At 60.1% G+C, this 23,591-nt stretch carries 25 protein-coding genes; 8 read left to right on the forward strand and 17 right to left on the reverse strand.

Features of this window, described 5'->3' with window-relative positions:
• Positions 1 to 2: 2 nt before the first annotated feature.
• The 13 genes from AB9K37_RS05370 to AB9K37_RS05430 form a co-directional block, all read right to left on the reverse strand.
• Positions 3 to 212 carry a CCE_0567 family metalloprotein gene (locus AB9K37_RS05370; protein WP_369835902.1) on the reverse strand — a complete coding sequence of 70 codons (210 nt, stop codon included), beginning with the start codon at positions 210 to 212 and terminating at the stop codon, positions 3 to 5.
• Positions 213 to 359: 147 nt separating this feature from the next.
• Complete coding sequence (locus AB9K37_RS05375) at positions 360 to 833, reverse strand: NifX-associated nitrogen fixation protein (RefSeq protein WP_369835903.1); 474 nt, start codon at positions 831 to 833, stop codon at positions 360 to 362.
• Entirely contained in the window at positions 833 to 1,315 is a 483-nt protein-coding gene (gene nifX / locus AB9K37_RS05380; protein WP_369835904.1) for a nitrogen fixation protein NifX, read from the reverse strand. The genes AB9K37_RS05375 and nifX overlap by 1 nt, the downstream gene beginning before the upstream one ends.
• Positions 1,290 to 2,675 (reverse strand): nitrogenase iron-molybdenum cofactor biosynthesis protein NifN, encoded by a 1,386-nt coding sequence (nifN, locus tag AB9K37_RS05385; RefSeq protein ID WP_369835905.1) that lies wholly within the window; start codon positions 2,673 to 2,675, stop codon positions 1,290 to 1,292. Before nifN ends, nifX begins: the two co-directional genes overlap by 26 nt.
• Before the next feature lies 1 nt (position 2,676).
• Positions 2,677 to 4,236, reverse strand: a complete 1,560-nt coding sequence (gene nifE, locus AB9K37_RS05390) for a nitrogenase iron-molybdenum cofactor biosynthesis protein NifE (RefSeq protein WP_369835906.1) — start codon at positions 4,234 to 4,236, stop codon at positions 2,677 to 2,679.
• A gap of 93 nt (positions 4,237 to 4,329) precedes the next feature.
• A complete protein-coding gene (locus tag AB9K37_RS05395) occupies positions 4,330 to 5,484 on the reverse strand; it encodes an NnrS family protein (RefSeq protein WP_369835907.1) in 1,155 nt (384 codons plus the stop codon).
• Positions 5,485 to 5,591: 107 nt separating this feature from the next.
• Positions 5,592 to 7,130 carry a nitrogenase molybdenum-iron protein subunit beta gene (gene nifK, locus AB9K37_RS05400; protein ID WP_369835908.1) on the reverse strand — a complete coding sequence of 513 codons (1,539 nt, stop codon included), beginning with the start codon at positions 7,128 to 7,130 and terminating at the stop codon, positions 5,592 to 5,594.
• Positions 7,131 to 7,261: 131 nt separating this feature from the next.
• The gene (nifD, locus tag AB9K37_RS05405; protein ID WP_369835909.1) at positions 7,262 to 8,767 is read right to left on the reverse strand and encodes a nitrogenase molybdenum-iron protein alpha chain; all 1,506 of its coding nucleotides are present in this window, start codon (positions 8,765 to 8,767) and stop codon (positions 7,262 to 7,264) included.
• Positions 8,768 to 8,845: 78 nt separating this feature from the next.
• Positions 8,846 to 9,733, reverse strand: coding sequence for a nitrogenase iron protein (gene nifH, locus AB9K37_RS05410; RefSeq protein WP_369835910.1), 888 nt, complete (start codon positions 9,731 to 9,733; stop codon positions 8,846 to 8,848).
• 274 nt (positions 9,734 to 10,007) lie between these two features.
• Complete coding sequence (locus AB9K37_RS05415; RefSeq protein ID WP_369835911.1) at positions 10,008 to 11,099, reverse strand: FAD:protein FMN transferase; 1,092 nt, start codon at positions 11,097 to 11,099, stop codon at positions 10,008 to 10,010.
• Positions 11,096 to 11,575: a SoxR reducing system RseC family protein gene (locus tag AB9K37_RS05420; RefSeq protein WP_369835912.1), complete on the reverse strand. Its 480-nt coding sequence runs from the start codon at positions 11,573 to 11,575 to the stop codon at positions 11,096 to 11,098. Before AB9K37_RS05420 ends, AB9K37_RS05415 begins: the two co-directional genes overlap by 4 nt.
• Positions 11,576 to 11,579: 4 nt before the next feature.
• The gene (locus AB9K37_RS05425) at positions 11,580 to 11,777 is read right to left on the reverse strand and encodes a 4Fe-4S binding protein (protein WP_369835913.1); all 198 of its coding nucleotides are present in this window, start codon (positions 11,775 to 11,777) and stop codon (positions 11,580 to 11,582) included.
• A 60-nt stretch (positions 11,778 to 11,837) separates the two neighbouring features.
• Complete coding sequence (locus AB9K37_RS05430; protein WP_369835914.1) at positions 11,838 to 12,182, reverse strand: 2Fe-2S iron-sulfur cluster-binding protein; 345 nt, start codon at positions 12,180 to 12,182, stop codon at positions 11,838 to 11,840.
• Positions 12,183 to 12,464: 282 nt separating this feature from the next.
• Between AB9K37_RS05430 and rsxA the strand changes: the two genes are divergently transcribed.
• The 8 genes from rsxA to AB9K37_RS05470 are packed head-to-tail and all read left to right on the forward strand — an operon-like array spanning position 12,465 to position 18,833.
• A complete protein-coding gene (gene rsxA / locus AB9K37_RS05435; RefSeq protein WP_369835915.1) occupies positions 12,465 to 13,046 on the forward strand; it encodes an electron transport complex subunit RsxA in 582 nt (193 codons plus the stop codon).
• A 16-nt stretch (positions 13,047 to 13,062) separates the two neighbouring features.
• The gene (locus AB9K37_RS05440; RefSeq protein ID WP_369835916.1) at positions 13,063 to 13,623 is read left to right on the forward strand and encodes an RnfABCDGE type electron transport complex subunit B; all 561 of its coding nucleotides are present in this window, start codon (positions 13,063 to 13,065) and stop codon (positions 13,621 to 13,623) included.
• Positions 13,620 to 15,137, forward strand: a complete 1,518-nt coding sequence (gene rsxC, locus AB9K37_RS05445) for an electron transport complex subunit RsxC (RefSeq protein ID WP_369835917.1) — start codon at positions 13,620 to 13,622, stop codon at positions 15,135 to 15,137. The genes AB9K37_RS05440 and rsxC overlap by 4 nt, the downstream gene beginning before the upstream one ends.
• Positions 15,134 to 16,204: an RnfABCDGE type electron transport complex subunit D gene (locus AB9K37_RS05450; RefSeq protein ID WP_369835918.1), complete on the forward strand. Its 1,071-nt coding sequence runs from the start codon at positions 15,134 to 15,136 to the stop codon at positions 16,202 to 16,204. The genes rsxC and AB9K37_RS05450 overlap by 4 nt, the downstream gene beginning before the upstream one ends.
• Entirely contained in the window at positions 16,201 to 16,848 is a 648-nt protein-coding gene (gene rsxG, locus AB9K37_RS05455) for an electron transport complex subunit RsxG (RefSeq protein WP_369835919.1), read from the forward strand. Before AB9K37_RS05450 ends, rsxG begins: the two co-directional genes overlap by 4 nt.
• The gene (locus tag AB9K37_RS05460; protein WP_369835920.1) at positions 16,845 to 17,570 is read left to right on the forward strand and encodes an electron transport complex subunit E; all 726 of its coding nucleotides are present in this window, start codon (positions 16,845 to 16,847) and stop codon (positions 17,568 to 17,570) included. The genes rsxG and AB9K37_RS05460 overlap by 4 nt, the downstream gene beginning before the upstream one ends.
• Positions 17,567 to 17,824, forward strand: coding sequence for an RnfH family protein (locus AB9K37_RS05465; RefSeq protein ID WP_369835921.1), 258 nt, complete (start codon positions 17,567 to 17,569; stop codon positions 17,822 to 17,824). The genes AB9K37_RS05460 and AB9K37_RS05465 overlap by 4 nt, the downstream gene beginning before the upstream one ends.
• Before the next feature lie 28 nt (positions 17,825 to 17,852).
• On the forward strand, positions 17,853 to 18,833 hold the full coding sequence (locus tag AB9K37_RS05470; RefSeq protein ID WP_369835922.1) for an FAD-dependent oxidoreductase: 981 nt from the start codon (positions 17,853 to 17,855) through the stop codon (positions 18,831 to 18,833).
• A gap of 85 nt (positions 18,834 to 18,918) precedes the next feature.
• On the opposite strand, the gene AB9K37_RS05475 is transcribed toward AB9K37_RS05470, so the two are convergent.
• The 4 genes from AB9K37_RS05475 to AB9K37_RS05490 form a co-directional block, all read right to left on the reverse strand.
• On the reverse strand, positions 18,919 to 19,917 hold the full coding sequence (locus AB9K37_RS05475) for an aldo/keto reductase (RefSeq protein WP_369835923.1): 999 nt from the start codon (positions 19,915 to 19,917) through the stop codon (positions 18,919 to 18,921).
• Positions 19,918 to 19,987: 70 nt separating this feature from the next.
• Positions 19,988 to 21,199, reverse strand: coding sequence for an MFS transporter (locus AB9K37_RS05480; protein ID WP_369835924.1), 1,212 nt, complete (start codon positions 21,197 to 21,199; stop codon positions 19,988 to 19,990).
• Between the two features lie 64 nt (positions 21,200 to 21,263).
• Positions 21,264 to 22,058: a hypothetical protein gene (locus AB9K37_RS05485; protein ID WP_369835925.1), complete on the reverse strand. Its 795-nt coding sequence runs from the start codon at positions 22,056 to 22,058 to the stop codon at positions 21,264 to 21,266.
• A 151-nt stretch (positions 22,059 to 22,209) separates the two neighbouring features.
• Positions 22,210 to 23,580, reverse strand: coding sequence for an aspartate aminotransferase family protein (locus AB9K37_RS05490; protein WP_369835926.1), 1,371 nt, complete (start codon positions 23,578 to 23,580; stop codon positions 22,210 to 22,212).
• Positions 23,581 to 23,591 lie beyond the last annotated feature (11 nt).

The raw sequence follows: 23,591 nt of genomic DNA on the forward strand, positions 1-23,591 counted from the left end.
GATCAGGCCTCCGCCGCAGCTTTTTTGGCCGCCTTGAGGGCGCGGCGCGCCTCGGTCAGTTCCTTGAACACCGCAAAAGTGTGCTCGGCCACTTCGGGGATTTTCTCCCAATCGGTGGGCAGCTCTTCGGACAGGTCATGTAGGGCCATTTTGGCTTCGGTAGAGCGCATGGACAGCTTCTTGACCTTGGTTTGTAACTCTTCAATGCTCATGACGGCTTCCTTTTTGCGGGTTTCTGTGAGGCCGAGCGCAGCCAGCGAGACATGGGCGTCCGCCCCGCAGAGGGCTTGAGCACCAAGGGTGGCCGCGGCGCGCGGGGCGTTTTGGGGGTGGGCAGCGGGACAATCTGGATCATGGCCTCAGCCCCGCGCTGCTTCTGGATAGGTGTCGATGGTGTCGACGGCGCTGGTGACCATCTTGTCGCCGGCTTCGGCCAGCTTGGCCCAGGTTTCGAAACCGAAACGGTGGATGTCGCGCAGGTGTTTCGACACCACCACCAACTTGCCCGCGATCAGGACGATCCGGCCAAAGCCCTCGTGGCTCATTTTCTGCATCTGGCTGGCCATGCAACCGCTCCGCTTTTCAATGAGCAGGCCGACAGCATCATAGAACTTGCCAACGCGCCACATCACATCGGGATCGGGGTCGCCGATGATCGGGATTTCACGGCGCTCGTCTTTGGTCAGGATGAACTCTGCCATGGTGTCGGCGTCGGTCTTGTCATCCCATTGGCCATAGCTGTCCTCTGCGCGGATCACGGCCGCGAGTTGCTTGAGGAAGTCACTGTCGACCATTTCGCCCCCACGGGGCGACTCCAGTGTCTCTGCAGTCATTATACCGTTTCCTCTTCTTCGAAATCTTCCATGAAATCAGGCTTCTGGTAGGTGCCTAGGATTTTACGCAGGAACGGCGGAGGGGTGCCGTTCAGCATCTCCTGAACTTGCGCCAGAACATCGGTGATTGGCTCCGCGTCCTTGCGTTTGATCGGATGGATGCCAGCCTTGACGACCTTGGCTGCTGACGGCCCGCCAATCGCCAGCGCAAAGAGCAGTGCACAGCCCTCGAGCGCTTCGACCTTGGGGGTGATTTTGTCGTCCTGATCGTCGTGCTTGCCCTTTTGGGCTGTGACGTTCCCGAATTCGTGGACGAACAAGAAGCGCGATCCGGTCTTCCAGACCTCGAAAACCGCAAATTTCTTGGCCGACCCGAAATGGGCATTCAGGTTTTCCATATCATTGGTCGCGATGGCCACACGCAGCGGCGTCTCGCCGGGTGCGGGACCATCGGTATCAACAAGACGCAATGTGCGGGACATGTTCGAACTCCTCTGCGATGGAAGCGGCGCCAAATTCCTCGGGGCGCGCACGATGATGGATGGATTGGACGGTGTTCGCGATTTCGTAGAGAAATGCGCGGCTGCCGCGATACCCGACGCGGCAGGCATCCTGCGCGCCGATGCGATCAAAAACAGGAAAGCCCACGCGGACCAAAGGCACGTGCAGGCGGTGCTCTGCGTGGCGACCATGGGAGTGGGTCAGCAATATCTGCGCGCCGTTCTCCTTGGCGCTGCGCTCGAAATCCCCCAGATCGCCAAGGATCACCTCGTCCGCTGCAATCCTTTCGATCACAGGGGAATGCTGGGTGGTGGTGACGGCGGTGACGATCTCTGCCCCCATCGAGGTCAGGGCATTCGACAGGGAAAACAGAAGATCGGGGTCGGCGCCAATGGCCACTTTCAGCCCGCCGGTGTGGAAATGGGCGTCGAGCGCCGCGTCGATCAGGCGCGAACGATCCCGCTTGATCGAGGGCGGCGGATCTTGCACCCCCGACAGCCCCATCAGCGTGCGGACAAAGGCATCGACCGGCTTCAGCCCTGTCACGGATTGGAACACGCGGTACGGTACCATGGCGCGGTCCTCGATCAGTTTGGCCGCTTTGCGCATCTGTTCCCCAATGGCGAGGGTAAATGCACTGCGGGCCACATCGGGAATGCGCGCAACCGGTGTGCCCCCCTGAGAGGTGCCGGACCAGTCGTCGCTGACATGCCCGTCCAGCGAAGTCGAGATATCGGGCAGCACCAGCGGCTCTAGTCCAAAGGCGCGCACCATGCGAACCAGTTCCTCGATTTCGGCGGGGGTCAGGTGGCTGCCGCACAGCAATGTCACTTGCCGCAGATCGGGGTCACGTTCGGTTGAGGGCGGCACCATAGCGTCAATGATCGCCTCGACTGCTTTGGCCCAACCGTCTTGCAGGCCGCCGTCGAAATCGGGGGTCGAGGCATATACGATCTGCGTATCGGCAAAATCGGTGCGGCGACTGATAATCTCTTTCAGCTCTCCGGGGACATCCTCGCCACGGGTTTCCGTCAAAGCGGTCGAGGCGATGCCGATGAACGCGGGGTTCGACTTTTTCCGCAGGTTTTCAATCGCTTCTTCGATCTGATCCGCGCCGCCAAGGATGGTGGACACCTCGTTCATCGCGGTGGTCTGTAGGGGCACGGCCTCTTTGAAATGGCGGACCAGATGCACCATGGCAAACGCGGTGCAGCCTTGGGAACCGTGGAACAGGGGCACGGACCGCTCTACGCCCAGATAGGCCAGTGCCGCACCCAAAGGAGCAGAGCTTTTCAGCGGGTTGGTGGACAGGGCGCGTTTGGGATGAACCAGCTTTGCCATCTCAGCAATCCTCGAAATCGGTGGCGGAAGAGACAAAGGCAGTGACCGGCGCAGGCACACTGGACGCGGGCGGCATGGGCGGCACAAGGCTGACCGGGCGCCCCACCCCCGCTGGCACACCGGTGACGGGACAAGTGCCGGTGATCGCAGGCAAAACGCGGCTCTCCGTTAGGGGTGTGTCCCACGGCGCAGGCTCGCGCAACTCTGACCACATGGGATTGTTCACGGCGCGGTCGATGGCGCGCACCATATCCACCATTCCCATATAACCGGCGTAGGGTTCATGCTTTTCCTGATTCACATCGACCCACGGCATCTTGGCCTTGAGCGCAACGAACTGACTGCGGCCGCCAGACATCAGCACATCGGCGCCTGCGTCCTTGAGCATTCGGTACATGTCCTTGGGCGCCATGTTTTCGAACATGTGCTTGTCGTCGCCCATGATCTTAACCACGCGACCTTTGTCATCGTCAGTGGCCTTGCGGACCGAGGTTCCGATGACCTCCATCCCCAACTCTTGCAGGGCAGACACTACGGACCAAGACTTGTGACCGCCCGTGTAGAGCAATACGCGCTTGCCTGCGACGCGGGGGCGATAGGCCTCCAGCTGTTTCCAGACGCGGGTTTCCTCTTCGGCGATCACCTGTTCACAACGGTCCAAAAGGTCCGCTTCGGCTCCTTGTTCGACCAGCATGGCGCACATGGTTCGCAACGCCTGAGATGTGTCAGAGATGCCGTAGAACGAGCCCTCGAAATAGGGAATGCCGTAGCGCTCGTCCAATTTGCGGGCCAAGTTGATCAGCGCTTTGGAGCAGACCAGCATCGTCACTTTGGCGCGGTGGGCCATGGCGACCTGACGGTAGCGGGCATCGCCGGTGATCGAGCCCAAAACGCGGATACCGAGCTTGTCGAACATGGGTTTGACCTGCCAAAGCTCTCCAGACAGGTTGTAGTCGCCGATGATGTTGACGTCATACGGGGTGCATTCCTCTGGCTCGATCGAGCCGATGACGCCGTCCAAGAGCGCCTCGCCCGCCAGCTTGTTTCCAAGGTTTTTGGATCCCACATAGCCGGGCGCGTTCACAGGCACGCATGGCGTGCCGAATTTCTGGGTGGCCGCTTTGCAAACCGCGTTGATATCGTCGCCGATCAGAGCGGGGACACAGGTTGCGTACACAAAGACGGCAGGGGGATTATGGGCTTCGATCACTTCTTTGATCGCGCGGAACAGCTTCTTTTCGCCATAGCCCATGACGATGTCGAGTTCGCTCAGGTCGGTGGTAAAGCCAGTGCGATAAAGTTCGGAGCCAGAGGATGCTGCGCCGCGGTTGTCCCAACCGTTGCCTTCGCAGGCCAATGGGGCGTGAACCAGATGCGCGACGTCGACGATGGGCTGAAGCGCGATTTTCGCCCCGTCAAAGGCGCAGCCCCCTGCGGCGGCGCCGGGAGTCAGGGGTTTGGCGCATCCCTTTTTACGCTGTCGTTCGGACTTCTCGGCATTGGTCCCGCAGCCGGGTTCGTTAAAGACATCCTGTATTTTGCTCTTCAGTGCATCACTCATGTCGCGTCCCCTTCCTGTTCACCAAGGGTTCAGCAACGAAGGGGCCAAGAGCAAAAGCCGTTCAAAATCAGCTTCTTGCTCTCCCACCCTTTGTCACTTTGTCTGAGAGGCGACAATGCGCGCACCAATGTGACGGGGACCAAACAACAGAACAAAACCGGCAAAACCTATGATCCACGCAATGCCCGCCAGCACTTGGAACGCAGAGGTGGCGGCGACAAAAGAGGATATAGGACGCAAGAGGGCGGCGAGCGCGACCGCCAGATACAGAGCCGCAGTCCCTGCCCCGACCGACAATACCCCCCCGCTATGGCCAAGGGTGGCCCGCGTCATAACCCCAAGCGTCATCAGCCCGAGCCCCCCGATCGTCCATAGGTGCAAGGCCGCGCTCTGGGGCGCGTTGACCAAGATCGCAAAACCGACCCCCAAAGCACCAAGGGGTATGAACAGGTAAGACAGATGCAAAACCCATATCAGAGGTTCTGAAAGAGTATGCTGTCCACCCCAACGCAAGAGCCGCCACAAATGCGCCAGACCCGCCGCAATCAGCAGGATGCCAACCCACGGGCTGTCGGGCAGCGCGGCCCAGATGAGAAGCACCAAAAGAAACCCACCATTCATCGCCATGGCGAGTGCTGCGGGTTCTTCCAAGATCTGGGGTTTGTGATTTTTCTTAAGCCAATTCCGGGTGAAGTTCGGGACAATCCGCCCGCCGACCACGGTGGTCACAATCAGCGCGCCGACCAGCCCGAGCCGCAAGCCTTGGCCTTGGGCATCGCCTTGGTCGACGTGGAATAGAATATCTCCGAATACGAGCAGCGCAACGGCACCCAGCACCGACAGATTGCGCCAGTTCCGGCCCGCCACGATTTGGCGCCCTGTCTGAAAAGCCAGAGCCAAGGGCATTGCCAAATCCAGCAGAGCCACAAGCCCGGCCGGCCACACACCTGACAGCAGCATCGCACAGCGCCCGATCACCCAGAGCAGCGCCAGCCCGCCGAGCCTGCGCCCTCGCAAGGGCGTCTGACCAGTCCAACTGGGAGCTGCGGTAAGCAAAAAACCAGCCAATGCGGCAAACAGATACCCGAAAACCATTTCATGCGCGTGCCAAGACAAGGCATCCAGCCACTCCGGTAGAACGGGCCACCCGAGCAAAGTTCCGATCCACAAAGCCATCGCCACCACAGCCCATAGGCCCGCGGCGAGAAAAAAAGGGCGAAAACCCAGTGTGAGAAAAGGACCGGACATTTTGCAAACTCCTGCGGGCAAATAAAAAAGGTGGCCGGCGCCTTGCGAGCACCAGCCACAGCCTTCAGCCCTTCTCCGCATGGGAGAAGGGACCGAGTTCTGAATAATCAGCGGGTCAGATCAAAGCTGTAATCTGTCTCGCCGGGGATGATGGTGTCGTCATCAAGCTTGTCGAAGATGGTATCCAGCAGTTTGACCAGAACCGTCAGCGCCCCCTGATAGCCCCAGGTGGGGAAGCGGTGGTGATGGTGGCGGTCAAAAATCGGGAACATCAGGCGGATCAGTGGGGTGCCTGTGTCACGTTCCAGATACTTGCCATAGCTGTTGCCGATCAGCAGATCGCAAGGCTCTGTCGACAGCAGCGAACGCATGTGCCACAGATCTTTGCCAGCCCAGACCTGACCTTGTTTGCCGAATGGAGAGGACGCCAGCAGCTCTTCCATTTTCGCGGCCCATTTCTTGGTGCCATTGGTCGCGAGGCAGTGGACAGGCTCGCCTCCGAGTTCCATGACAAAGCGCGCCATGCCATAGACAAAGTCAGGATCGCCGTAGATCGCAAAGGTTTTGCCATGCAGCCAAGCTTGGCTGTCAGCAATCGCGTCCACAAGACGGCCACGCTCTTTGCGCAGGCTGTCCGGGATTTCCTTGCCGGTGATCTCGCTGACGGTCATCAGGAACTCGTCGGTGCCCTGAATGCCCATGGGGTAGTGCAACGCGGCGGTTTCCTGACCCGTGCCCTCGACATATTCCAGTGTCTTGGGCGTGCAGTATTCCTGCATCGAAATGGTCGCCTTGGCGTTCAATGCGGTCTTCACGTCTTCCAGCTTGGTGCCGCCATCGTACATGCGGAATTCGCCGTCCGAGGGGGTGTCGTAGACATCAGACACATCCGACAAGAAGGTGTATTCCACGCCCATCGCGTCCAGCATGTTCTTTACTTCGCGGTTGTTGGCGACTGCGAAACCATCAAAGCCGGGAACGATGTTGATACTCTCGGTTTCGGTGCGTTCTTTGCCATCCCAGAAGTGCTGAAGGATGCCTTTTTGAGCGTTGTCGTAGCCGTCCACGTGGCTGCCGACAAAGGCAGGAGTGTGGGCGAAAGGCACATCGAAATCTTCGGGGACCGAGCCCTTTTGCTTGGCCTGCTGGATGAACGAGTTCAGGTCGTCGCCGATCACTTCGGCCATGCAGGTTGTCGACACTGCGATCATCTTGGGATCATAGAGCGCTTTGGTGTTGGCCAGACCGTCAACCATGTTGACCAGACCGCCGAACACAGCTGCGTCTTCGGTCATCGACGACGATACGCATGACGAAGGCTCTTTGAAGTGGCGCGACAGGTGCGAGCGGTAGTAGGCAACGCAGCCTTGCGACCCGTGAACAAAGGGCATGGTGGCCTCATAACCCTGTGCGGCGAAAACAGCACCCAGAGGCTGGCACGCTTTGGCCGGGTTCACGGTCAGCGATTTGCGGGCCAGGTTCTTTTCGCGGTATTCCCACGACTTGGTCCAGTCGCCGATCTCTTGCACCATCTCGTCGGGATGGCCGCATTCGAATTTGACTTTCTTGTTCTCCAGCATTTCCTTGTATTCGGGTTGCTGGAACAGCGGTGCGTGATCGAGCACCTTATCTGCCGATTGGGGCATGTCTAACTTCCTTCTGTTGGCCGTCCACATTCCGAGACGCGCCGGTTGAGAGGGGAAAAGACGCGCGGATCAAAGGGAGCGTTTTGCCCGCGCGGGTTTTGGGAACGGAGCGGACCCCGTCCCCGGGTGCCTTATTCGGCAGCAATCGCTTTGGGTTTTTCCCACGGCGCGTCGTACATGTTCCAGACGGGGCTGTTGATCGCCAGATCCATGTCACGGGCAAAGATCGCAAAGCCATCATAGCCGTGGTACGGGCCCGAGTAGTCCCAGCTGTGCATCTGGCGGAAGGGGATACCCATCTTCTGGACCGGGTACTTTTCCTTGATGCCAGAACCGACCAGATCGGGGCGGATCTTTTCGATGAACTTCTCCAGCTCGTAGCCGGTCACGTCATCATAGATCAGCGTGCCTTCTTTGACGTAGTGACCGGTGCGCTTGTAGTCGTCGTTGTGCGCGAACTCGTAGCCCGTGCCAGCGATGACCATGCCCAGATCGTCATAGGCAGTGACCACGTGGCGGGGGCGAAGGCCACCCACATAGAGCATCACCGATTTGCCTTCGAGGCGGGGCATGTACTTGGCTTTGACCGCGTCGACCATGGGCTGGTACTTGGCGATGACCTTCTCGGCGTTTTCCTGAATGGTCTCGTCAAAGTTCTTGGCGATGGCGCGCAGGCTTGCCGCGATCTGGGTTGGGCCAAAGAAGTTGTACTCCATCCAGCCGATGCCGTATTTTTCTTCCATGTAGCGGCAGATGTAGTTCATCGACCGGTAGCAGTGGATCAGGTTCAAGCGGGCTTTGGGAGCACGCTCAATTTCCGCAAGGGTTGCGTCACCGGACCAGTTACCGACCACGTTCAGACCCATTTCTTCCAGCAAGATACGGCTGGCCCATGCGTCACCACCGATATTGTAGTCACCGATAACGTTCACATCGTAGGGGCCTGCCTCATAGCCTGCGCCAGCACCTTCGCCCTTTTCAAAAACCCAGTCGCGGACTGCGTCGTTGGCGATGTGGTGACCCAGCGACTGGGAAACACCGCGGAAACCTTCACAGCGCACGGGCACCATGGTTTTGCCGGTTTCCTTGTTCTTTTCTCTGGCAACGGCTTCGATATCGTCACCGATCAGACCAATCGGGCATTCCGACTGGATGGTAACGCCGTTGGCCAAAGGGAACAGTTCGTTGATCTCGTCGATCGTGCCACCCAGTTTTTTGTCGCCACCGAACACGATGTCCTTTTCCTGGAAATCGGTGGTGAACTGCATGGTGACAAAGCTGTCTACGCCGGTTTTACCGATGTAGTAGTTGCGGCGCTGGGACCAGCTGTACTGACCGCAGCCCACGGGACCGTGGCTGATATGGACCATGTCCTTGACCGGGCCCCAAACAACCCCTTTCGACCCTGCGTAGGCGCAACCACGGATCGTCATAACGCCGGGGATCGACTTGATGTTCGATTTCTGCGTGTCGCACTTCGACGCAATCCCCGTGGTGGGATCGGGCTCTTCATCTGTTGCCTTGGACACGGTCAGGTGCTTGGCGCGACGTTTCTTGGCTTTCGCAGGGTAGGCCTCGAGAACTTCCTCAATGAGGCTCTCGTACTCGTCAGGCCCGCTGGTGTGATCTTTGGCCATCCTTTTGGCTCCTCTCACAGAATGTCGGGGTTGGGCGGGCGCATGGTTGCGCCCACCAGCGGTTCAATAGTGGGGCGCTCAGCTCGCCAATTCGGCGTCGGAGGCCGCGATCAGTGCTTCGCGCTCTTCCTCGGACTGCATGATGCCGAATTCCATCAGCATCTCTTCCAACTCTTCCATGGTGATCGGGGTGGGGATGACGCCCTTGCCCGAGTTGGCATGGATTTTCTTGGCCAATTCGCGGTACTCGTTGGCCTGCGCGCTTTCGGGCGCATACTGCAGGACGGTCTGACGGCGCAGTTCCGCGTGCTGCACGATGTTGTCGCGGGGCACAAAGTGGATCAGCTGCGAACCCAGTTTCTCGGCCATGGCGGTTGCCAGTTCGAGTTCTTTGTCGGTCTGACGTTCGTTGCAGATCAGGCCACCCAGACGCACACCGCCCGAGTTGGCGTACTTCAGAATGCCTTTGGCGATGTTGTTGGCCGCATAGAGCGCCATCATTTCCCCGGACATAACGATGTAGATTTCTTGTGCTTTGTTCTCGCGGATGGGCATCGCAAAACCGCCGCAAACAACGTCGCCAAGAACGTCGTAGGACACGTAGTCCACATCATCGTAGGCGCCGTTTTCCTCGAGGAAGTTGATGGCGGTGATCACGCCGCGGCCTGCACAGCCAACTCCCGGCTCGGGGCCACCGGATTCAACGCATTTGATGTCCTGGTAGCCAACCTTGAGAACGTCTTCGAGTTCCAGGTCTTCTACCGAGCCCATTTCCGCTGCCATGTGCAGAACGGTGTCCTGGGCTTTGGAGTTAAGGATCAGACGGGTGGAGTCCGCTTTGGGGTCGCAGCCGACGATCAGGATTTTTTGGCCCAGTTCAACAAGAGCCGCGAGGGTGTTCTGAGAGGTGGTGGACTTGCCGATCCCCCCCTTGCCGTAAAAGGCGATCTGACGAAGTTCGCTCATATCGAATTCCTTCAATTTGTGTTCACTCAGGGGTGAGACGGTGCGCGACCGCGCTCAGCCCCTATTCAGCAGAGAAAGGGCCAAGCCCCAGAACCGCTCCACCTAGTTTTATTTCAATGGGTTACGCTGTTTCCCGCTTTGGTCGAAATACGACAAAACCTGTGTCGGGCGTTTCGGGCACCCGCTGTCTGGCGGCAGTCTGGCGGCGCATCAGCCATAAAAAAGGCCCCACCGAGCATCGGCAGGGCCAGTGGGGACCAACTTGGAGAGAGTGTCAGTCGTTCATGCAACCCAGAGCGCGTGCTTTGGGCAAGGGGACAATGTCCAGTGGCGCCGGGAACTCATCATCTACAGGCTCAAGCCGCGCCGCCATCTTGGGGCTGACCAACATTCGACCTGCATCGGTGATCATCAGGACAGACTCGACGCCCATATCCGCCGCCACTTGCGGCCACAGGTCAGCTCCCGCCACACTCAGCGCGGTCGCCGCAGCATCCGCCAGCGCACCGTCGCGCCCTAAGACCGAGACCGATACAATCTCTTGCACCGGCCACCCGCTGCGTGGATCGATAATATGGGAAAAGCGCTGCCCGTCCTGCTCGAAATACCGTTCGTAGTTTCCAGAGGTATAGAGCACCTCCCCTGCCCCGAGCTGGATCGACGCCACAGCCCCCCAGACAAAGGGATCACGGATCGCCACGCGCCAAGGCCGGTCATTATGCGTGCCGATGACTTTTACATCCCCGCCCGCATTCAGCACGGCGTTTTCGATCCCGCGAGCCTGCATCATCTGTGCAGCCAGATCAAGCGCTGCCCCTTTGGCATAGCCCCCCAGATCAAGCTGTACAGCCGCGTTCTGCGACCACGCCTCGCCGTCATCAAATTCCAGTTCTGCGATTGATGGGTGCTTTGCGACAATTTGTGCGATTTGCGCCGGATCGGGTGCCGCGCCAGTCGGCGTGTCCCCGTGAAACCCCCACAACCCGATCACTGCACCAATGGCTGGCTCGAACAGTCCACCGCTGAGGCAGGCCAGGTGCTGGCCCTCTTGCAATACCTCGGACAAGTCTTTTGGGATCGCCGCTGCCTGACCTTCTGCAATCGCACTATTCAGACCGACCAAAGCCCCGCCATCCCATGCATGCCAGTCACGATGCACGGATTGGAACAAGTGTCCGATCTCCGCCATTGCGGCACGCGACGCAGACTTGGGCGCGCCTTCGATTGTGATCTCGACGAGCGTGCCAAAGACATAGAGTGTTGTGCGCTCTGGCTGGGGAGCTTCGGCTGCGCGCAGAACGCCAAAGCAGGCCGCAGCCAAAGCCGAGCCTGCCAACACTGCCTTCCATGTCAGTGAACGGGTCAAGGCGTGGCACCTGTGGGTCGTTCAACCGCAATAATTTGCAGGTCATGGACCCCGTTTGAACGCTTTTCGGCCAGATAAAGCGGAATGAGCGCCAGCCCAATCACAGGCAGCACAAGGCTAACCAATAGAAATTCCGGTGCTCCGATGTGGTCCAGAATACCAATCACCCCTGCACTGGCCAGAGGCGGCAGAAAGTAGGCGAGCAATGCCAGCCCAGCGAACCGCCCGGCAGGCATGGCGACAGTGACCTCGTCCCCCACGCGCAACGCGCCTTGGTCAGGGACGGTCACACGCAAAGGCGCTGCGGCTTTGCCTAGCGCGGCGGTCCCGCATCCCGCCTTGGCTGCGCAAGAAGCACAACCAGACATACGCGGCGCAACCAGTTCCGCGCCCGCGCCAGAGATGCGATCGACCCGCATCGTTTGCGTCAGAAACCGCGCCCCGAGATCAGAGGAAGTAGAAAACGCCGCGCCCATCGGATCATTCCGCCGGAATGATGCAGCCGTCTTCCATGCAGACATTCAGACATTGGGGCATGTCATGATCAGGTTCGCACTCGGTACAAGTCGCGGCATTGATAAAGAACACGCCTTTTTTCGGAACGATCGCGCCGGTGGGGCAGACGGGTTCGCAGTCACCGCAAGAGGTGCAGAGGTCGGCGATAATTTGCATTGCCATGATAATGGTCCTTTCTGGTTCTGAAATGGCCCGCCTGCGCGGACTGGGTGAGTAGAGAGTTCAGGCGGGACGGACCTTGACCGTGCCGCCCATGACTTTCGCCTGACAGGCAAGCCGATCCGCATGACCGGCCAGATTTTCCCGCAGGACGCGCAGTTCCAGCATGTCGGGGTCCGAGAGGAACTCCATCCCCTCGACCACACGCACCAGACAGCTGCCGCATTCGCCTTCGCGGCAGCCATAGGTGACCCCCGCGCCAAGTTTTTCCGATACCTCGATGATCCGCGTGCCCGCTTTGACAGTGACGCTCAGCCCAACATCGACAAAGACAACGCGCCCCGTGGGTACGGTCGGCGCATCTGTCGAGAGATCGGCGTCTTCGGGGGTAACATTGTCTAGGGACATCTCGGGCTCCTGCGGACAAAGGGCGGATCGGACGCGCGGGTGTGCGCTTTGCTCTATCCCCAGCAACAAAGGGACCAAGCCCGATTTCCCCAGCTTTCCTGCGCATTCGGGTGTCCGCCACCAATGGAGCGGCCCGTGTCCGACAATTTGTCCAAAAGCCGACAGCCCGCCTCACCCCTGCTCGCATTCACAAGGACATAGACCCCGCATGGCCGCTTGGCCCCTTCGTTGCTGTCAGGTTTGACAGGGGCGATCCCCCGCGAAAGATCAGGAGCCCGCACTATGGAAACCATCTTTGTCACCTTGCTCGGCACTGCGCTGGTCAACAATGTGGTTCTGGTGAAATTCCTTGGCCTATGCCCATTCATGGGCGTGTCGAAACGGATCGACGCGGCCATCGGCATGGGCATGGCGACCACCTTTGTGCTGACGCTGGCCTCGGCCGCGAGCTGGCTGGTGACCGAACTCATCCTGACCCCGCTATCGCTGGGGTTTCTACAAATCCTCAGCTTTATCCTTGTGATCGCGGCAATCGTACAATTCACCGAGACGGTAATGCGCAAGGTCGCTCCCAGCCTCTATCGCGCTTTGGGTATTTACCTGCCGCTGATCACCACGAACTGCGCCGTTCTAGGTGTCGCGCTCTTGAACATCCAAGAGGGTCACAACTTCGCACAGAGCCTGCTTTACGGGTTCGGCTCTGCGCTGGGGTTTAGCCTCGTGCTCGTTCTCTTTGCGGGGATGCGGGAAAAGCTAGTGCAGCTGGCCGTACCCGCCCCGTTCGCTGGCGTCCCGATCGCTTTCATTTCCGCCGGTTTGCTGTCCATGGCGTTCATGGGCTTTGCCGGTCTTGTTCCGAACTGACCACAGGAGTTGCCCGATGTTCACTGCCGCTGCATCCATGTCGGCCCTCGGACTGGGGCTGGGATTGTTGCTGGGAACGGCCGCCCGCCGCTTCCACGTCGAAATCCCGCCCATCGTTGACGAAATCTCGGAGTGCCTACCGGGCACGAACTGCGGTCAGTGTGGCTTTGCGGGCTGCACTTCGGCGGCCGAGGCAATCGCGGACGGCTCTGCGCCGGTGACTCTGTGCCCCCCGGGCGGGCGCGATGTTGCCCTGCAACTGGCGGAAATAACCGGCACTGACGCAGACCTGTCCACCGAGGGCGAAGAAGCCATCCCCCTCATCGCCTTTATCTTTGAAGATCACTGCACCGGCTGCACCAAATGCTTCAAACGCTGCCCCACGGACGCGATCATCGGCGCGGCCAAACAAATCCACACAGTCGTCAGCGATGCCTGCATCGGCTGCGATGCCTGTGTCGAAGTCTGCCCGACCGAAGCAATCGTCCTGCGCGAGAAATCCAAAACCTTGCGCAGTTGGTATTGGGATCGCCCTGACAGCGCAGGCACCCCCGTCTTGCAAGGAGACGCGCAATGAACCTGTCCTCGATTGCGGCCTTCCTCAATCCGGTGAACCTTTTTTCCATCCGCGGCGGCATCCACCCCGAGACGCGCAAGTTCCTGACCGCAGACTGTCCGATCGAGGAAATGCCCCTGCCCAAACTCCTGCGCATCCCGCTTCAGCAGCATATCGGGGCCGAGGCCGCAGCGCTGGTCAAACGGGGCGACCGCGTACTCAAAGGACAACTGATCGGCAAAGCGCGCGGTCCGGTATCGGCCAACATTCACAGCCCGACTTCTGGCACTGTGGTCGCTGTCGGTGAATTCGCAGCCCCCCACCCTTCGGGCTTGCCCGTACCCACAGTGACCATCCGCACCGACGGGCTGGATGAGTGGGGGCCGCGTCTGCCGCGCCTGCGGCCTGAGATGGCTAGCCCTGAAGAAATTGCCGCCCAAGTGGCCGAAGCGGGCATTGTCGGCATGGGCGGCGCGACCTTCCCTTCGGCGATCAAGCTAAACCTGCGGGACCGTTACCCCCTGACGACGCTGATCATCAACGCCGCCGAATGCGAGCCCTACCTGACCTGCGATGACCGCCTGATCCGCGAACACGCCGAGGAAGTGGCCGATGGCGCCGCGATTATCGCCAAAGCACTTGGGGTCGAAGAGATCATCTTTGCGATCGAGAGCAATAAGCCCCAAGCCGCCGCTGCGATCACCCCCTTCAACCACCCGCTTGGTATGCGACTGCAGGTCAAGGTGGTCCCGACCCAGTACCCCATGGGCTCCGAAAAGCACTTGGTCCAGATGGTGACAGGCAAGGAAACCCCTGCCCGCACCCTGACCGCAGAGCTTGGCGTCGTGGTCCACAACGCCGCCACCGCATATGCCGTTCATCTGGCCGTGCGTTATGGGGAGCCTCTGATCTCGCGCCATATGACCGTTTCGGGCCGCGCGATCAGCCGCCCCGCCAACCTGCGCGTCCGCATCGGGACGCCAGTTCTGGACATTATCAACCACTGCGGCGGCCTAACCGAAGACCCCGAACGCCTGCTGCTTGGTGGGCCAATGATGGGCCAGCCGATCGCCACCCAACGTGTGCCGATTGTCAAAGGCACAAACGGTATCCTCGCCCTCAGCGCGTCCGAGGCCCGCAAAGAAGAGATGTTGCCCTGCATCCGCTGCGGCACCTGTGTGCAGGCCTGTCCTTGCGGGCTGACCCCATTCGAGATGAACGCCCGCATTCAGTCTGGTGATCTGGACGGCGCTGCCCGCGTCGGTCTGATGGACTGCGTGAATTGCGGCTGCTGCTCTTATGTCTGCCCGTCGAACATCCCGCTGGTCCAAGGGTTCGCCTTTGCCCGTGGCAAGTTGGCAGAAAAACAAAGCCGCAAGCACCAGCAAGAAGAAACAAAGCGCCTCGCTGCGGCGCGCACCGCCCGAGAAGAGGCGATTGCCGCGAAGAAGCGCGCCGCCATGGCAAAGCGCAAAGCCGAGATGGCCGCGAAAAAGGCAGCCGAAGCTGCCGCAGCGCAGGAGGCCACGAAATGACCGCCCCGACAGTCGCCAGTGGACCCCATACCCACGCCGTGTTCAATGTGACCCGCACGATGTTCGCGGTGATGATCTGCCTGACGCCTGCGACGGTGTTCGGCTTTGCCCAGTTCGGGTTGCCCTCTGTTCTCTTGTTTGTTGTGACGGTTCTGTCCGCTTTGGTGTTCGAGATTGCCTGTCTGGCAGTCACGGGCAAACCCGTAAAGCGGTTCGCGATGGATGGATCCGCCCTGTTGACGGGCTGGCTCTTGGCGATGACCCTGCCCCCTTGGGCCCCGTGGTGGGTTGGTGTAACCGGATCAGGGATCGCGATCGTGATCGCCAAACATGCGTTCGGCGGGCTTGGGCAAAACTTGTTCAACCCCGCGATGGTGGCCCGCGCAATGTTGCTCGTGGCCGTGCCGGTGCCATTGACCAGCTGGGTCGCCCCAGTCGGACTGACGGGCGGCCCTGATCTGATGGCCTCGGTCGCGATCACCTTTGGCGGCGCGCCGATCTATGACGCAGTCAGCAGCGCTTCGGTCCTGAGCACCCTGAAAAGCGGCCTCGATGCTGGCACCCCGATGCTCGACATCCTGCACCAATCCGACAGCATTCGCAGCCAGTTCGTCGGCGTCATGGCCGGCAGTCTGGGGGAGACCAGCGCGATGCTCCTGTTGTTGGGGGGTGTCTGCCTGATCCTCTTGCGGATCATCACCCTCGCTATTCCCCTGTCGATGATGGGAACCCTGTTCGGACTGGCAGCACTGGCACACGTGATCGCGCCCGATCGGTTCCCACCGCCGCTCTTTCATGTGGTGAGCGGCTCGGCCATGCTTTGCGCATTCTTCATCGCGACGGACTATGTGACCTCTCCCGTCACCTCGAAGGGCCGCGTGATCTACGGCGCGGGCATCGGCGCCCTGATCTTTGTGATCCGCAGTTGGGGGTCCTTCCCCGAAGGCGTGGCCTTTGCGGTTCTGCTCATGAACGCCGCCACACCGCTGATCGACGAATACGTGCGGCCCCGCATCTTTGGCCGAACCCGTGCAGGCAAGCCGCTGGAATTGGGAGAAAAGCCATGACCCATTGCGGCACCCCTACCCCCACTGGCAAACCCCAGAACCCACCAATCAAGCATGGGCTTATCCTTGCCGCGTTTGCCTTGGGGACCGCAGTCATCCTGTCCGCCTCGGCTGATCTGACACGTCAGGCCATCGCTGACCGCGCGACCGAGGATCTCTATGCCTCGCTCGCCCAAGTGATTTCCGAAGACAGCCACGACAACGATCTGACCGCCGATCTGATGACGGTCGAGGACAGCGTCGAAGGCAGCGTACCCGTTTACATCGCTGCCCAAGGGACCGAGGTCACTGGCGTCGCCTTTGTCCTGTCCGGTTTCGGCTATGGCGGGGAAATTCGTGTGCTGACGGGCATAGACGCGAGCGGCACCCTGACCGGCGTGCGTGTCCTGTCCCACGCTGAAACCCCCGGCCTTGGGGACAAGATCGAAACGGCCAAGAGCCCTTGGATTGAAAATTTCACAGGCCATTCCCTGACCGACCCCGGCCCCGAGGGCTGGAAAGTCCAGAAGGACGGCGGCGTTTTCGACCAGTTTTCTGGCGCAACGATCACCCCCCGCGCGGTCGTCGGCACGGTCCAACGCGCCCTCGCGCTGTTTGACCGAAACCGAAACACCCTGCTTGCCCCAAAGGAGACCCGCTCGTGACCGATTACACCAAGATCATCAAAGACGGACTCTGGCAAAATAACGTCGTGTTTGGCCAGCTTCTGGCCCTGTGTCCATTGCTGGCTGTGACCGGCACGGCGACGAACGGACTTGGCATGGGACTGGCGACAACCGTCGTTCTGGTGGCGTCGAACCTTGCCGTGTCCCTGCTGCGCAAGACGATCACGCCTGAAATCCGCATTCCCGTCTTTGTTCTGATCATTGCCTGCATCGTGACCGTTGTCGACATGGCCTTGAACGCTTGGCTCCATGATCTGCACAAGGTTCTGGGCCTATTTATCCCGCTGATCGTCACCAATTGCGCTATCCTCGGACGGGCCGAGGCGTTTGCCTCCAAAAATGGCCCCGTTGTCTCTGCGCTGGACGGGCTGATGATGGGCGTCGGGTTTACCGCTGCGCTCACCCTACTGGGAGCGCTGCGCGAAATCTTTGGCTCTGGCACTCTATTTGCCAACGCGGCGCTCCTACTTGGACCCCAAATGGGCTTCCTCGAGGTGACGATTTTCCCCGAGTACCAAGGGTTTTTGCTGCTGATCCTGCCCCCAGGCGGCTTTATCGCGCTGGGGGCTTTGCTCGCGCTCAAGGCCGCATTTGACCAGCGCAAAGCCGCGCCTGCCAGCGGTGCCACTCCGCGCGAAGGGCGGATTTTTACCGCGGTTGGTGCCCTACCCCAGCCCGCTGAAAGCGGAGAGACCTCATGAATGTCGGTGTCGCTTTTGCCAAGGCCGGATCACAGGTCTGGATGACCATCGACGTCCCAGAGGGCGCGACCGTCGCCGAAGTGATCCAGTTGTCCGGCTTACTAGACCGCTTTCCCGAGATCGACCTATCGGTGAACAAAGTGGGGATCTTTGGCGCGATGGCCAAGCTCGATAAACCCGTCAATGCCGGGGACCGCGTAGAGATTTACCGCCCAATCCATCCCGAAGCCGAACTGCTTGAAAAGAAGAAATAACGCAGTCTTCCTGTCCGGAGTATTCCCAATGACCCGACTGACCAGACGCCACTTCACCCGCACATTGCTTGCCGGAGCGGCCGCAGGCTTTGCCGGTTTCGGCACCGAGTTCGCGGCCCGCGCAGCGCCCATCGCCGTCATCGGCGGCGGCCCTGCTGGAGCAACGGCCGCCCTAAAGTTGAAACGCGCCCGTCCCGATCTGCGCGTTACCCTGATTGAGCGAAATCCGAGCGGGCTGCGGCGCTCGGCACAAAATGGCCCCTTTGCAAAACCCAGCGCTGGCCCTGCATGGGACGCACTCTCCGCCGCCGGGGTCGAAATCGTGTTGGACGAAGTGACCGGCATTGATTGGACAGCCGCCCGCATCGACCTGTTTCGCGGCCAGCGGCTGGCCTATGATCGTGTCGTGTTGGCCCCCGGTACACGAAACCGTCCCGAACCTATTCAAGGCTACGGCGCCCGAGGCCGGCACTTCTGGCCAGCGGCTTGGGGCAGCGCCCGCGAAGCGCAGCGGCTGACCGCGATGATCAAGGCGATGCCCGAAGCGGGGCATCTGGTCCTGCGATTGCCAGCAGAGTTGAGCCATCCGCAGGTCGCGCAAGAGCGGGTCTCGACCTTGGCCCGCTTGCTTGCAGTTTGGAAACCGGAGGCACGGATGACTGTTCTGAGCTCTACCGATTCCACAGGGTTTGATATCCCGGAGCTTGGCGCAGAGGTGACATGGCAAAGCGCCAACGTCATCTCTGTCGACGTTGACGCAGGTATCATCGAGACCGACCTCGGCCGAATTACCGCGGATGTGGTGAACTTTGTCACGCCCCAGATGGCGGGCGCCATCGCGGGTGATGCTGGATTGGTGGACAGCACGGGCTGGTGCCCGGCTTCGGACGCGGGACTATCCTTGATCCGGCCCGAAGCGATCGTTCTTGGTGATGCGCGCGCCGGAGCCAAGCGGACCGTGCCTGCGGCCATTGAAGACGCGCGGCGGCTTGGTTCGGTTCGGATCTAGAGGTTTCTGGGCTCAGACCATGTGGCTTGTGTTGCGCTATGAGTATTTTTCGCAAAAAGAAGCCACGAGGCCAGAGCGATGACGACTAGCAGTAGCGCTCGGGCCCGAGGTTTTGCGCTTCGGAGTATCGGTCGCCGGCGGCCCATCCCACGGGCAAGACCTCTTCGATGCGGGCGAAATCGCTGTCAGTCAGTGTCAGGTGCGCCCCTTCGACCAATTGGCGCAGATGGGTGGTCGAACGCGTCCCCGGAATGGAGAGGACCTGCGGGCCTTGGGCCAGCACCCAGCCGTTCGCAAGACCTGCGGTACTGACCCCCATCTCTGCCGCGAGTTTGGCAAAGGCCTTGGCGCGTTCGAGATTGCGGGTCAGATTTGTGCCCGTGAAGCGCGGGTTCACCCCAAGGAATGGATTGCCCGCAGCGCGTTCGGCGTCTGGTGGCGTGTCGGTCAAAAGCCCCCGCCCGACTGGGGAAAACGCCACCATCGAGGTGCCTAGGCGCGCGCATTCCTGATTCATGCCCATTTCCGGAAGCCGCGTGGACAGGGAATATTCGTTCTGCACGGCATCGACAGGATGAATTTCGGACGCATCCCGCAACGAATAGGGCGCGATTTCAGAAAAGCCGAAGCCGCCGATCTTGCCTTCTTGTTTCAGAGCAACGAGGGTTCCGGTCACCTCTTCGATCGGGATGCTGTGCTGGCGGCGGTGGACATAAAAGAGATCAACATGCTCAAGGCCTAGCCGCTTCAGGCTCCCCTCGAGCTGGGAGCGTAGGTGCTGCGCTGAGTTGTCAAAGCACCGCGCGCCGGTCTCTGGATCGCTGGTGATGCCCGCTTTGGTCGCAATCACAAACGGGCTCTCGCCGCCATGGGCCCTTAGGAATTCGCCGATCACTGTTTCAGACCGGCCCATCCCGTAGATGTTCGAGGTATCGATGTGGTTGATCCCCAATTCCAGCGCCAGTTCCATAACCTCGAAGGATTCTGCCTGATCGGTCGGACCATAGAAATCGGAAAAGCTCATGCCTCCTAAACCGATAGAAGACACCAATTTACCCGTGTGACCTAAGGCGCGCTGTTCCATGAAGACCTCCGTTCCATTATTTCGGGTATCGAACACCGGAACGCTGCTCGAGGCAAAGGCAAAACGGCCCTCATCGCAGCGGAATAACGGGGATGCGCGGCGCTGATGCTGCATGTTCCGACAGGACGAGTGCGACCGCCCCTGCGATCAAAAGCCCAAGCGCCAAGGGCATCACAGTGTCTGTCCCCATTACAGCAATCCCGAGCGCAAAGAGCGTCGCCACCAAGCTTGAAATCGAGGCAACCACCGAGGACGCAATGCCCGCCATCTGGCCCAAATCCTCAAGCGCCATAGCATTCAGGTTGCCGAACAAGATACCGATCGAGAAAAACGCGCCAACGCTCAGGGAAATAAAGATCACTATATGCGGGGCGCCCCCAGTGACCAGCCCAGCCAAAGTGAGAGCGCAGCCGGTCAGACATAACCCCCAGAAGCCCGCCCGCGCCAAAGAGGTGCTGCCAAAGCGGACTACGGCCCGTCCGTTCAGAAACGACGCCAGCCCGATGCCACCAGCAAGAAGTGCGAAAATGTAGGGCAAGCCGGTGGTGATCTCATAGACCGACGCCAGAACTTGAGCCGAGAGGCTCAGGTAGGTCAGCTGTGCCCCGAATACCAAACCTGTGGCGACGATCAGCAGTACGACACGCCGGTTCGACAGAATACGTGAAATGTTCCCGAAAATGCGCCTGCCCGAAAAAGGAATGCGCCTGTCCAGAGGCAGCGTTTCCGGCTGTTTCCAGAGCAACCACGCCGACAACCCAGCCGCGGCAACAAGATAGGCGTAAAAGATCGCGGGCCAGCCCCCAAGGATCATCAGCCCCTGCCCAAACATGGGCGCGATCATCGGTACAAGGATGAATAGTGAAAATAGGAATGACATCACGCGGGCCATAGCATCGCCTGCGAACTGGTCCCGGATCATGGCACGGGTCGCGATCTTTGGCCCGGCAACGCCGATCCCCTGTACGATACGGCCCGCCACCAGCATCTCTATTGACGGGGCCAAAAGGCAAATCACTGTCCCCGCTACATAGATCATTAATCCCAAAAGAAGGGCTCTTTTCCGGCCAATAGCGTCTGATATCGGTCCAACAAACAGCTCTCCGATTACCATGCCCGCGATAAACAGCGAGATCAGGTGATGCGGGGCAAAATGCTGCGACGATGGCACACGCGCCCCGATCACCAGAAGCGCCGGCATCAACGCATCAATGCTGAATGCCGTAAGAGATGTGAGTAGCGCATAGAAAACTACGCGCGATAGGCCGATGTGAGTGTCCATAAGGTGTCTTAGACCACAGGCTATGATTGAACCAAAGCACTACCCCATGAACCCTTTGCCAAGTCTACTCTTGGGGCGTTGCAGGCATTTCGGGCATCGCCTCTTGTACCAGTGTCGGCTCAGCAGGGAGCAGCCCATCGACGGTATCCGGTGTCTCTGCCTTTGGCCGCGCGACTACAAATCCCAGATCACCGATCCGCGTGTCGCGGCCAAAATCTTTGTACCGCAATTGGCCGTTCACAACATAGAGGCGCGACGCACGATACGAGGTCCATGCCATGGGATCTCCATGGGTGTTCCATTCTTTGGCAATCTTCAGCAGGTGTGTTTCTTGGAGTTCGAGGTCTTTTGCCGTGATCGACGGGTCAAGCTGATCCGCGGGGAAGGTCAGATCCACCAGGCGCAGAAAGTCCGGATCGGCATTGTCACCGAGGTTTTGCAGAATGGGCAGGACCTCTTTGGGGTCGGTTTTCCGATCATCAACCGCGTAATAGCAATAGCCCTCGTAGAGCAAACCGCCACCGCCGACGACAGCCGCCCCAATGAGCGTCGCAGGGGCAGTCAGAACCGCTGCGACAGAGCCGACGCTGCCAAGAAGGCCAGTGGTGCCCGTCGCCGCAGCGCCAGCGCTGGCCGCGCCCGCAGCAGAGACAGAGCCGCCTGTGACGACTTGGGTCAAAGTGTAGAACCCAGCGGCTTTGGCTGCGCTTCCGGCGGTTTGGATGGCGGCGCCCGAATGCTCTTTGGCCGCAGCCGCCCCGGCGCCCATCAAAGCACTGGGCCGGTAATTACAGAGTTCCGCCGCCGCGCAGGTTCCAAAACCTGCAAGGGTAAGCCCCGCGAAAAAGGCGATCTTCATGGGTCTCTCTGAACCTCGTTTGCCAATAGACTCGGAGCCAGCGTGTACACTGCCCGATCTTCTCATTCAGAGAGGGAAATGACGGGACAGTCCAATCACGGCCCCGTCATCCAATATTTGCGGCCCCGCAGGCGGAGCCCTATCCAAGGTCTTAGCCCAGAACCTGCGCTACAGCCTTGGCAGTTTTCTCGGCCACTTCGTCTGCCTCGGCCTGTGTCAGGCAGAAGGGCGGCGCAAAGCCAAGGATATCGCCCTGCGGCATCGCGCGGCCGATCACGCCCTGCTCTAGCAAGGCCGCCGCAACGCTCGGCCCGACCTTCTCGGACGCATCAAAGAAGGTGCGGCTGTCGCGGTCTGCCACAAACTCGATCGCGGCCATCATGCCCTCGCCGCGAATTTCGCCGACATTTGCGTGCTCGGACAGAGCATTCCGCAGAGCCGCCTGGAAGTAAGCGCCATTCTCGCCTGCCGCCTGAACAAGGTTCAGCTCGTCGATCAGCTTCAGGTTGGCAACGCCTGCCGCCGCGCCAATGGGGTGCGCCGAGTAGGTCCAGCCGTGGCCAATGGGGCCGTTTTCGTCGGTGCCCTGCTCCAGCACTTTCCACATCTTGTCGCTGACGATCGAACCGGACAGCGGCGCATAGGCCGAGGTCAGACCCTTGGCGATGGTGATCAGGTCAGGCTTCAGATCGTAGTGAAGCGAGCCGAACATGCTGCCCAAGCGGCCGAAACCGGTGACAACCTCATCTGCGATCAGCAGGATGTCATGCTTTTGCAGGATCGGCTGGATCGCCTCCCAATAGCCTGCGGGCGGGGGCACAATGCCGCCGGTGCCCAGAACAGGCTCACCGATAAAGGCAGCGATGGTGTCCGCGCCCTCGCGCTCAATCAGCGCCTCCAGTTCGGCAGCGCAATGGGCCACGAACTGCTCTTCGGTCATCGAGACATCGTTGCGGCGATAGTAATACGGCGCCTCGGTGTGAATGACTTGGGTCAGCGGCAGGTCGAATTTCTTGTGGAACAGTTCCAGACCCGTCAGCGAGCCGGTCATCAGGCCCGACCCGTGGTAGCCGCGCCAGCGCGAGATGATCTTCTTCTTCTCGGGGCGGCCAAGGATATTGTTGTAGTACCAGACCAGTTTGATGTTGGTTTCGTTCGCATCAGAGCCGGACATACCGAAGTAAACCTTGGACATGTGGTCAGGCGCGCGGTCCAGAACCATTTTCGCCAGTGTGATGCTGGCTTCGGTGCCGTGGCCCACATACGAGTGGTAATAGGCCAGTTCACGCGCCTGATCGGCAATCGCATCAGCGATATCCGTGCGACCATAGCCCACGTTCACGCAATATAGGCCAGCGAACGCGTCCAGCAGTTTGGTGCCGTCACGGTCCTCGATATGGCATCCGGTTGCGGTTTTGATCACGCGCTGGGGCGCCTCGCCTCGGGCAAATTGGGCCAGATGGGTCGAGGGATGGAAGAAGTTTTCGCGATCCCACTGTTCGAGCATATCGTTTCTTAGCATAGGTCCTCTCC

Origin of the sequence: Donghicola sp. XS_ASV15, assembly GCF_041224595.1 — a bacterium.
Lineage (GTDB): Bacteria > Pseudomonadota > Alphaproteobacteria > Rhodobacterales > Rhodobacteraceae > Donghicola.

Coding starts and splice junctions, on each gene's coding strand:
- AB9K37_RS05370 (WP_369835902.1), bottom strand. CDS start 212: ATGAGCATTGAAGAGTTACAAACCAAGGTCAAGAAGCTGTCCATGCGC.
- AB9K37_RS05375 (WP_369835903.1), bottom strand. CDS start 833: ATGACTGCAGAGACACTGGAGTCGCCCCGTGGGGGCGAAATGGTCGAC.
- nifX (WP_369835904.1), bottom strand. CDS start 1,315: ATGTCCCGCACATTGCGTCTTGTTGATACCGATGGTCCCGCACCCGGC.
- nifN (WP_369835905.1), bottom strand. CDS start 2,675: ATGGCAAAGCTGGTTCATCCCAAACGCGCCCTGTCCACCAACCCGCTG.
- nifE (WP_369835906.1), bottom strand. CDS start 4,236: ATGAGTGATGCACTGAAGAGCAAAATACAGGATGTCTTTAACGAACCC.
- AB9K37_RS05395 (WP_369835907.1), bottom strand. CDS start 5,484: ATGTCCGGTCCTTTTCTCACACTGGGTTTTCGCCCTTTTTTTCTCGCC.
- nifK (WP_369835908.1), bottom strand. CDS start 7,130: ATGCCCCAATCGGCAGATAAGGTGCTCGATCACGCACCGCTGTTCCAG.
- nifD (WP_369835909.1), bottom strand. CDS start 8,767: ATGGCCAAAGATCACACCAGCGGGCCTGACGAGTACGAGAGCCTCATT.
- nifH (WP_369835910.1), bottom strand. CDS start 9,733: ATGAGCGAACTTCGTCAGATCGCCTTTTACGGCAAGGGGGGGATCGGC.
- AB9K37_RS05420 (WP_369835912.1), bottom strand. CDS start 11,575: ATGGGCGCGGCGTTTTCTACTTCCTCTGATCTCGGGGCGCGGTTTCTG.
- AB9K37_RS05425 (WP_369835913.1), bottom strand. CDS start 11,777: ATGGCAATGCAAATTATCGCCGACCTCTGCACCTCTTGCGGTGACTGC.
- AB9K37_RS05430 (WP_369835914.1), bottom strand. CDS start 12,182: ATGTCCCTAGACAATGTTACCCCCGAAGACGCCGATCTCTCGACAGAT.
- rsxA (WP_369835915.1), top strand. CDS start 12,465: ATGGAAACCATCTTTGTCACCTTGCTCGGCACTGCGCTGGTCAACAAT.
- AB9K37_RS05440 (WP_369835916.1), top strand. CDS start 13,063: ATGTTCACTGCCGCTGCATCCATGTCGGCCCTCGGACTGGGGCTGGGA.
- rsxC (WP_369835917.1), top strand. CDS start 13,620: ATGAACCTGTCCTCGATTGCGGCCTTCCTCAATCCGGTGAACCTTTTT.
- AB9K37_RS05450 (WP_369835918.1), top strand. CDS start 15,134: ATGACCGCCCCGACAGTCGCCAGTGGACCCCATACCCACGCCGTGTTC.
- rsxG (WP_369835919.1), top strand. CDS start 16,201: ATGACCCATTGCGGCACCCCTACCCCCACTGGCAAACCCCAGAACCCA.
- AB9K37_RS05465 (WP_369835921.1), top strand. CDS start 17,567: ATGAATGTCGGTGTCGCTTTTGCCAAGGCCGGATCACAGGTCTGGATG.
- AB9K37_RS05470 (WP_369835922.1), top strand. CDS start 17,853: ATGACCCGACTGACCAGACGCCACTTCACCCGCACATTGCTTGCCGGA.
- AB9K37_RS05475 (WP_369835923.1), bottom strand. CDS start 19,917: ATGGAACAGCGCGCCTTAGGTCACACGGGTAAATTGGTGTCTTCTATC.
- AB9K37_RS05480 (WP_369835924.1), bottom strand. CDS start 21,199: ATGGACACTCACATCGGCCTATCGCGCGTAGTTTTCTATGCGCTACTC.
- AB9K37_RS05485 (WP_369835925.1), bottom strand. CDS start 22,058: ATGAAGATCGCCTTTTTCGCGGGGCTTACCCTTGCAGGTTTTGGAACC.
- AB9K37_RS05490 (WP_369835926.1), bottom strand. CDS start 23,580: ATGCTAAGAAACGATATGCTCGAACAGTGGGATCGCGAAAACTTCTTC.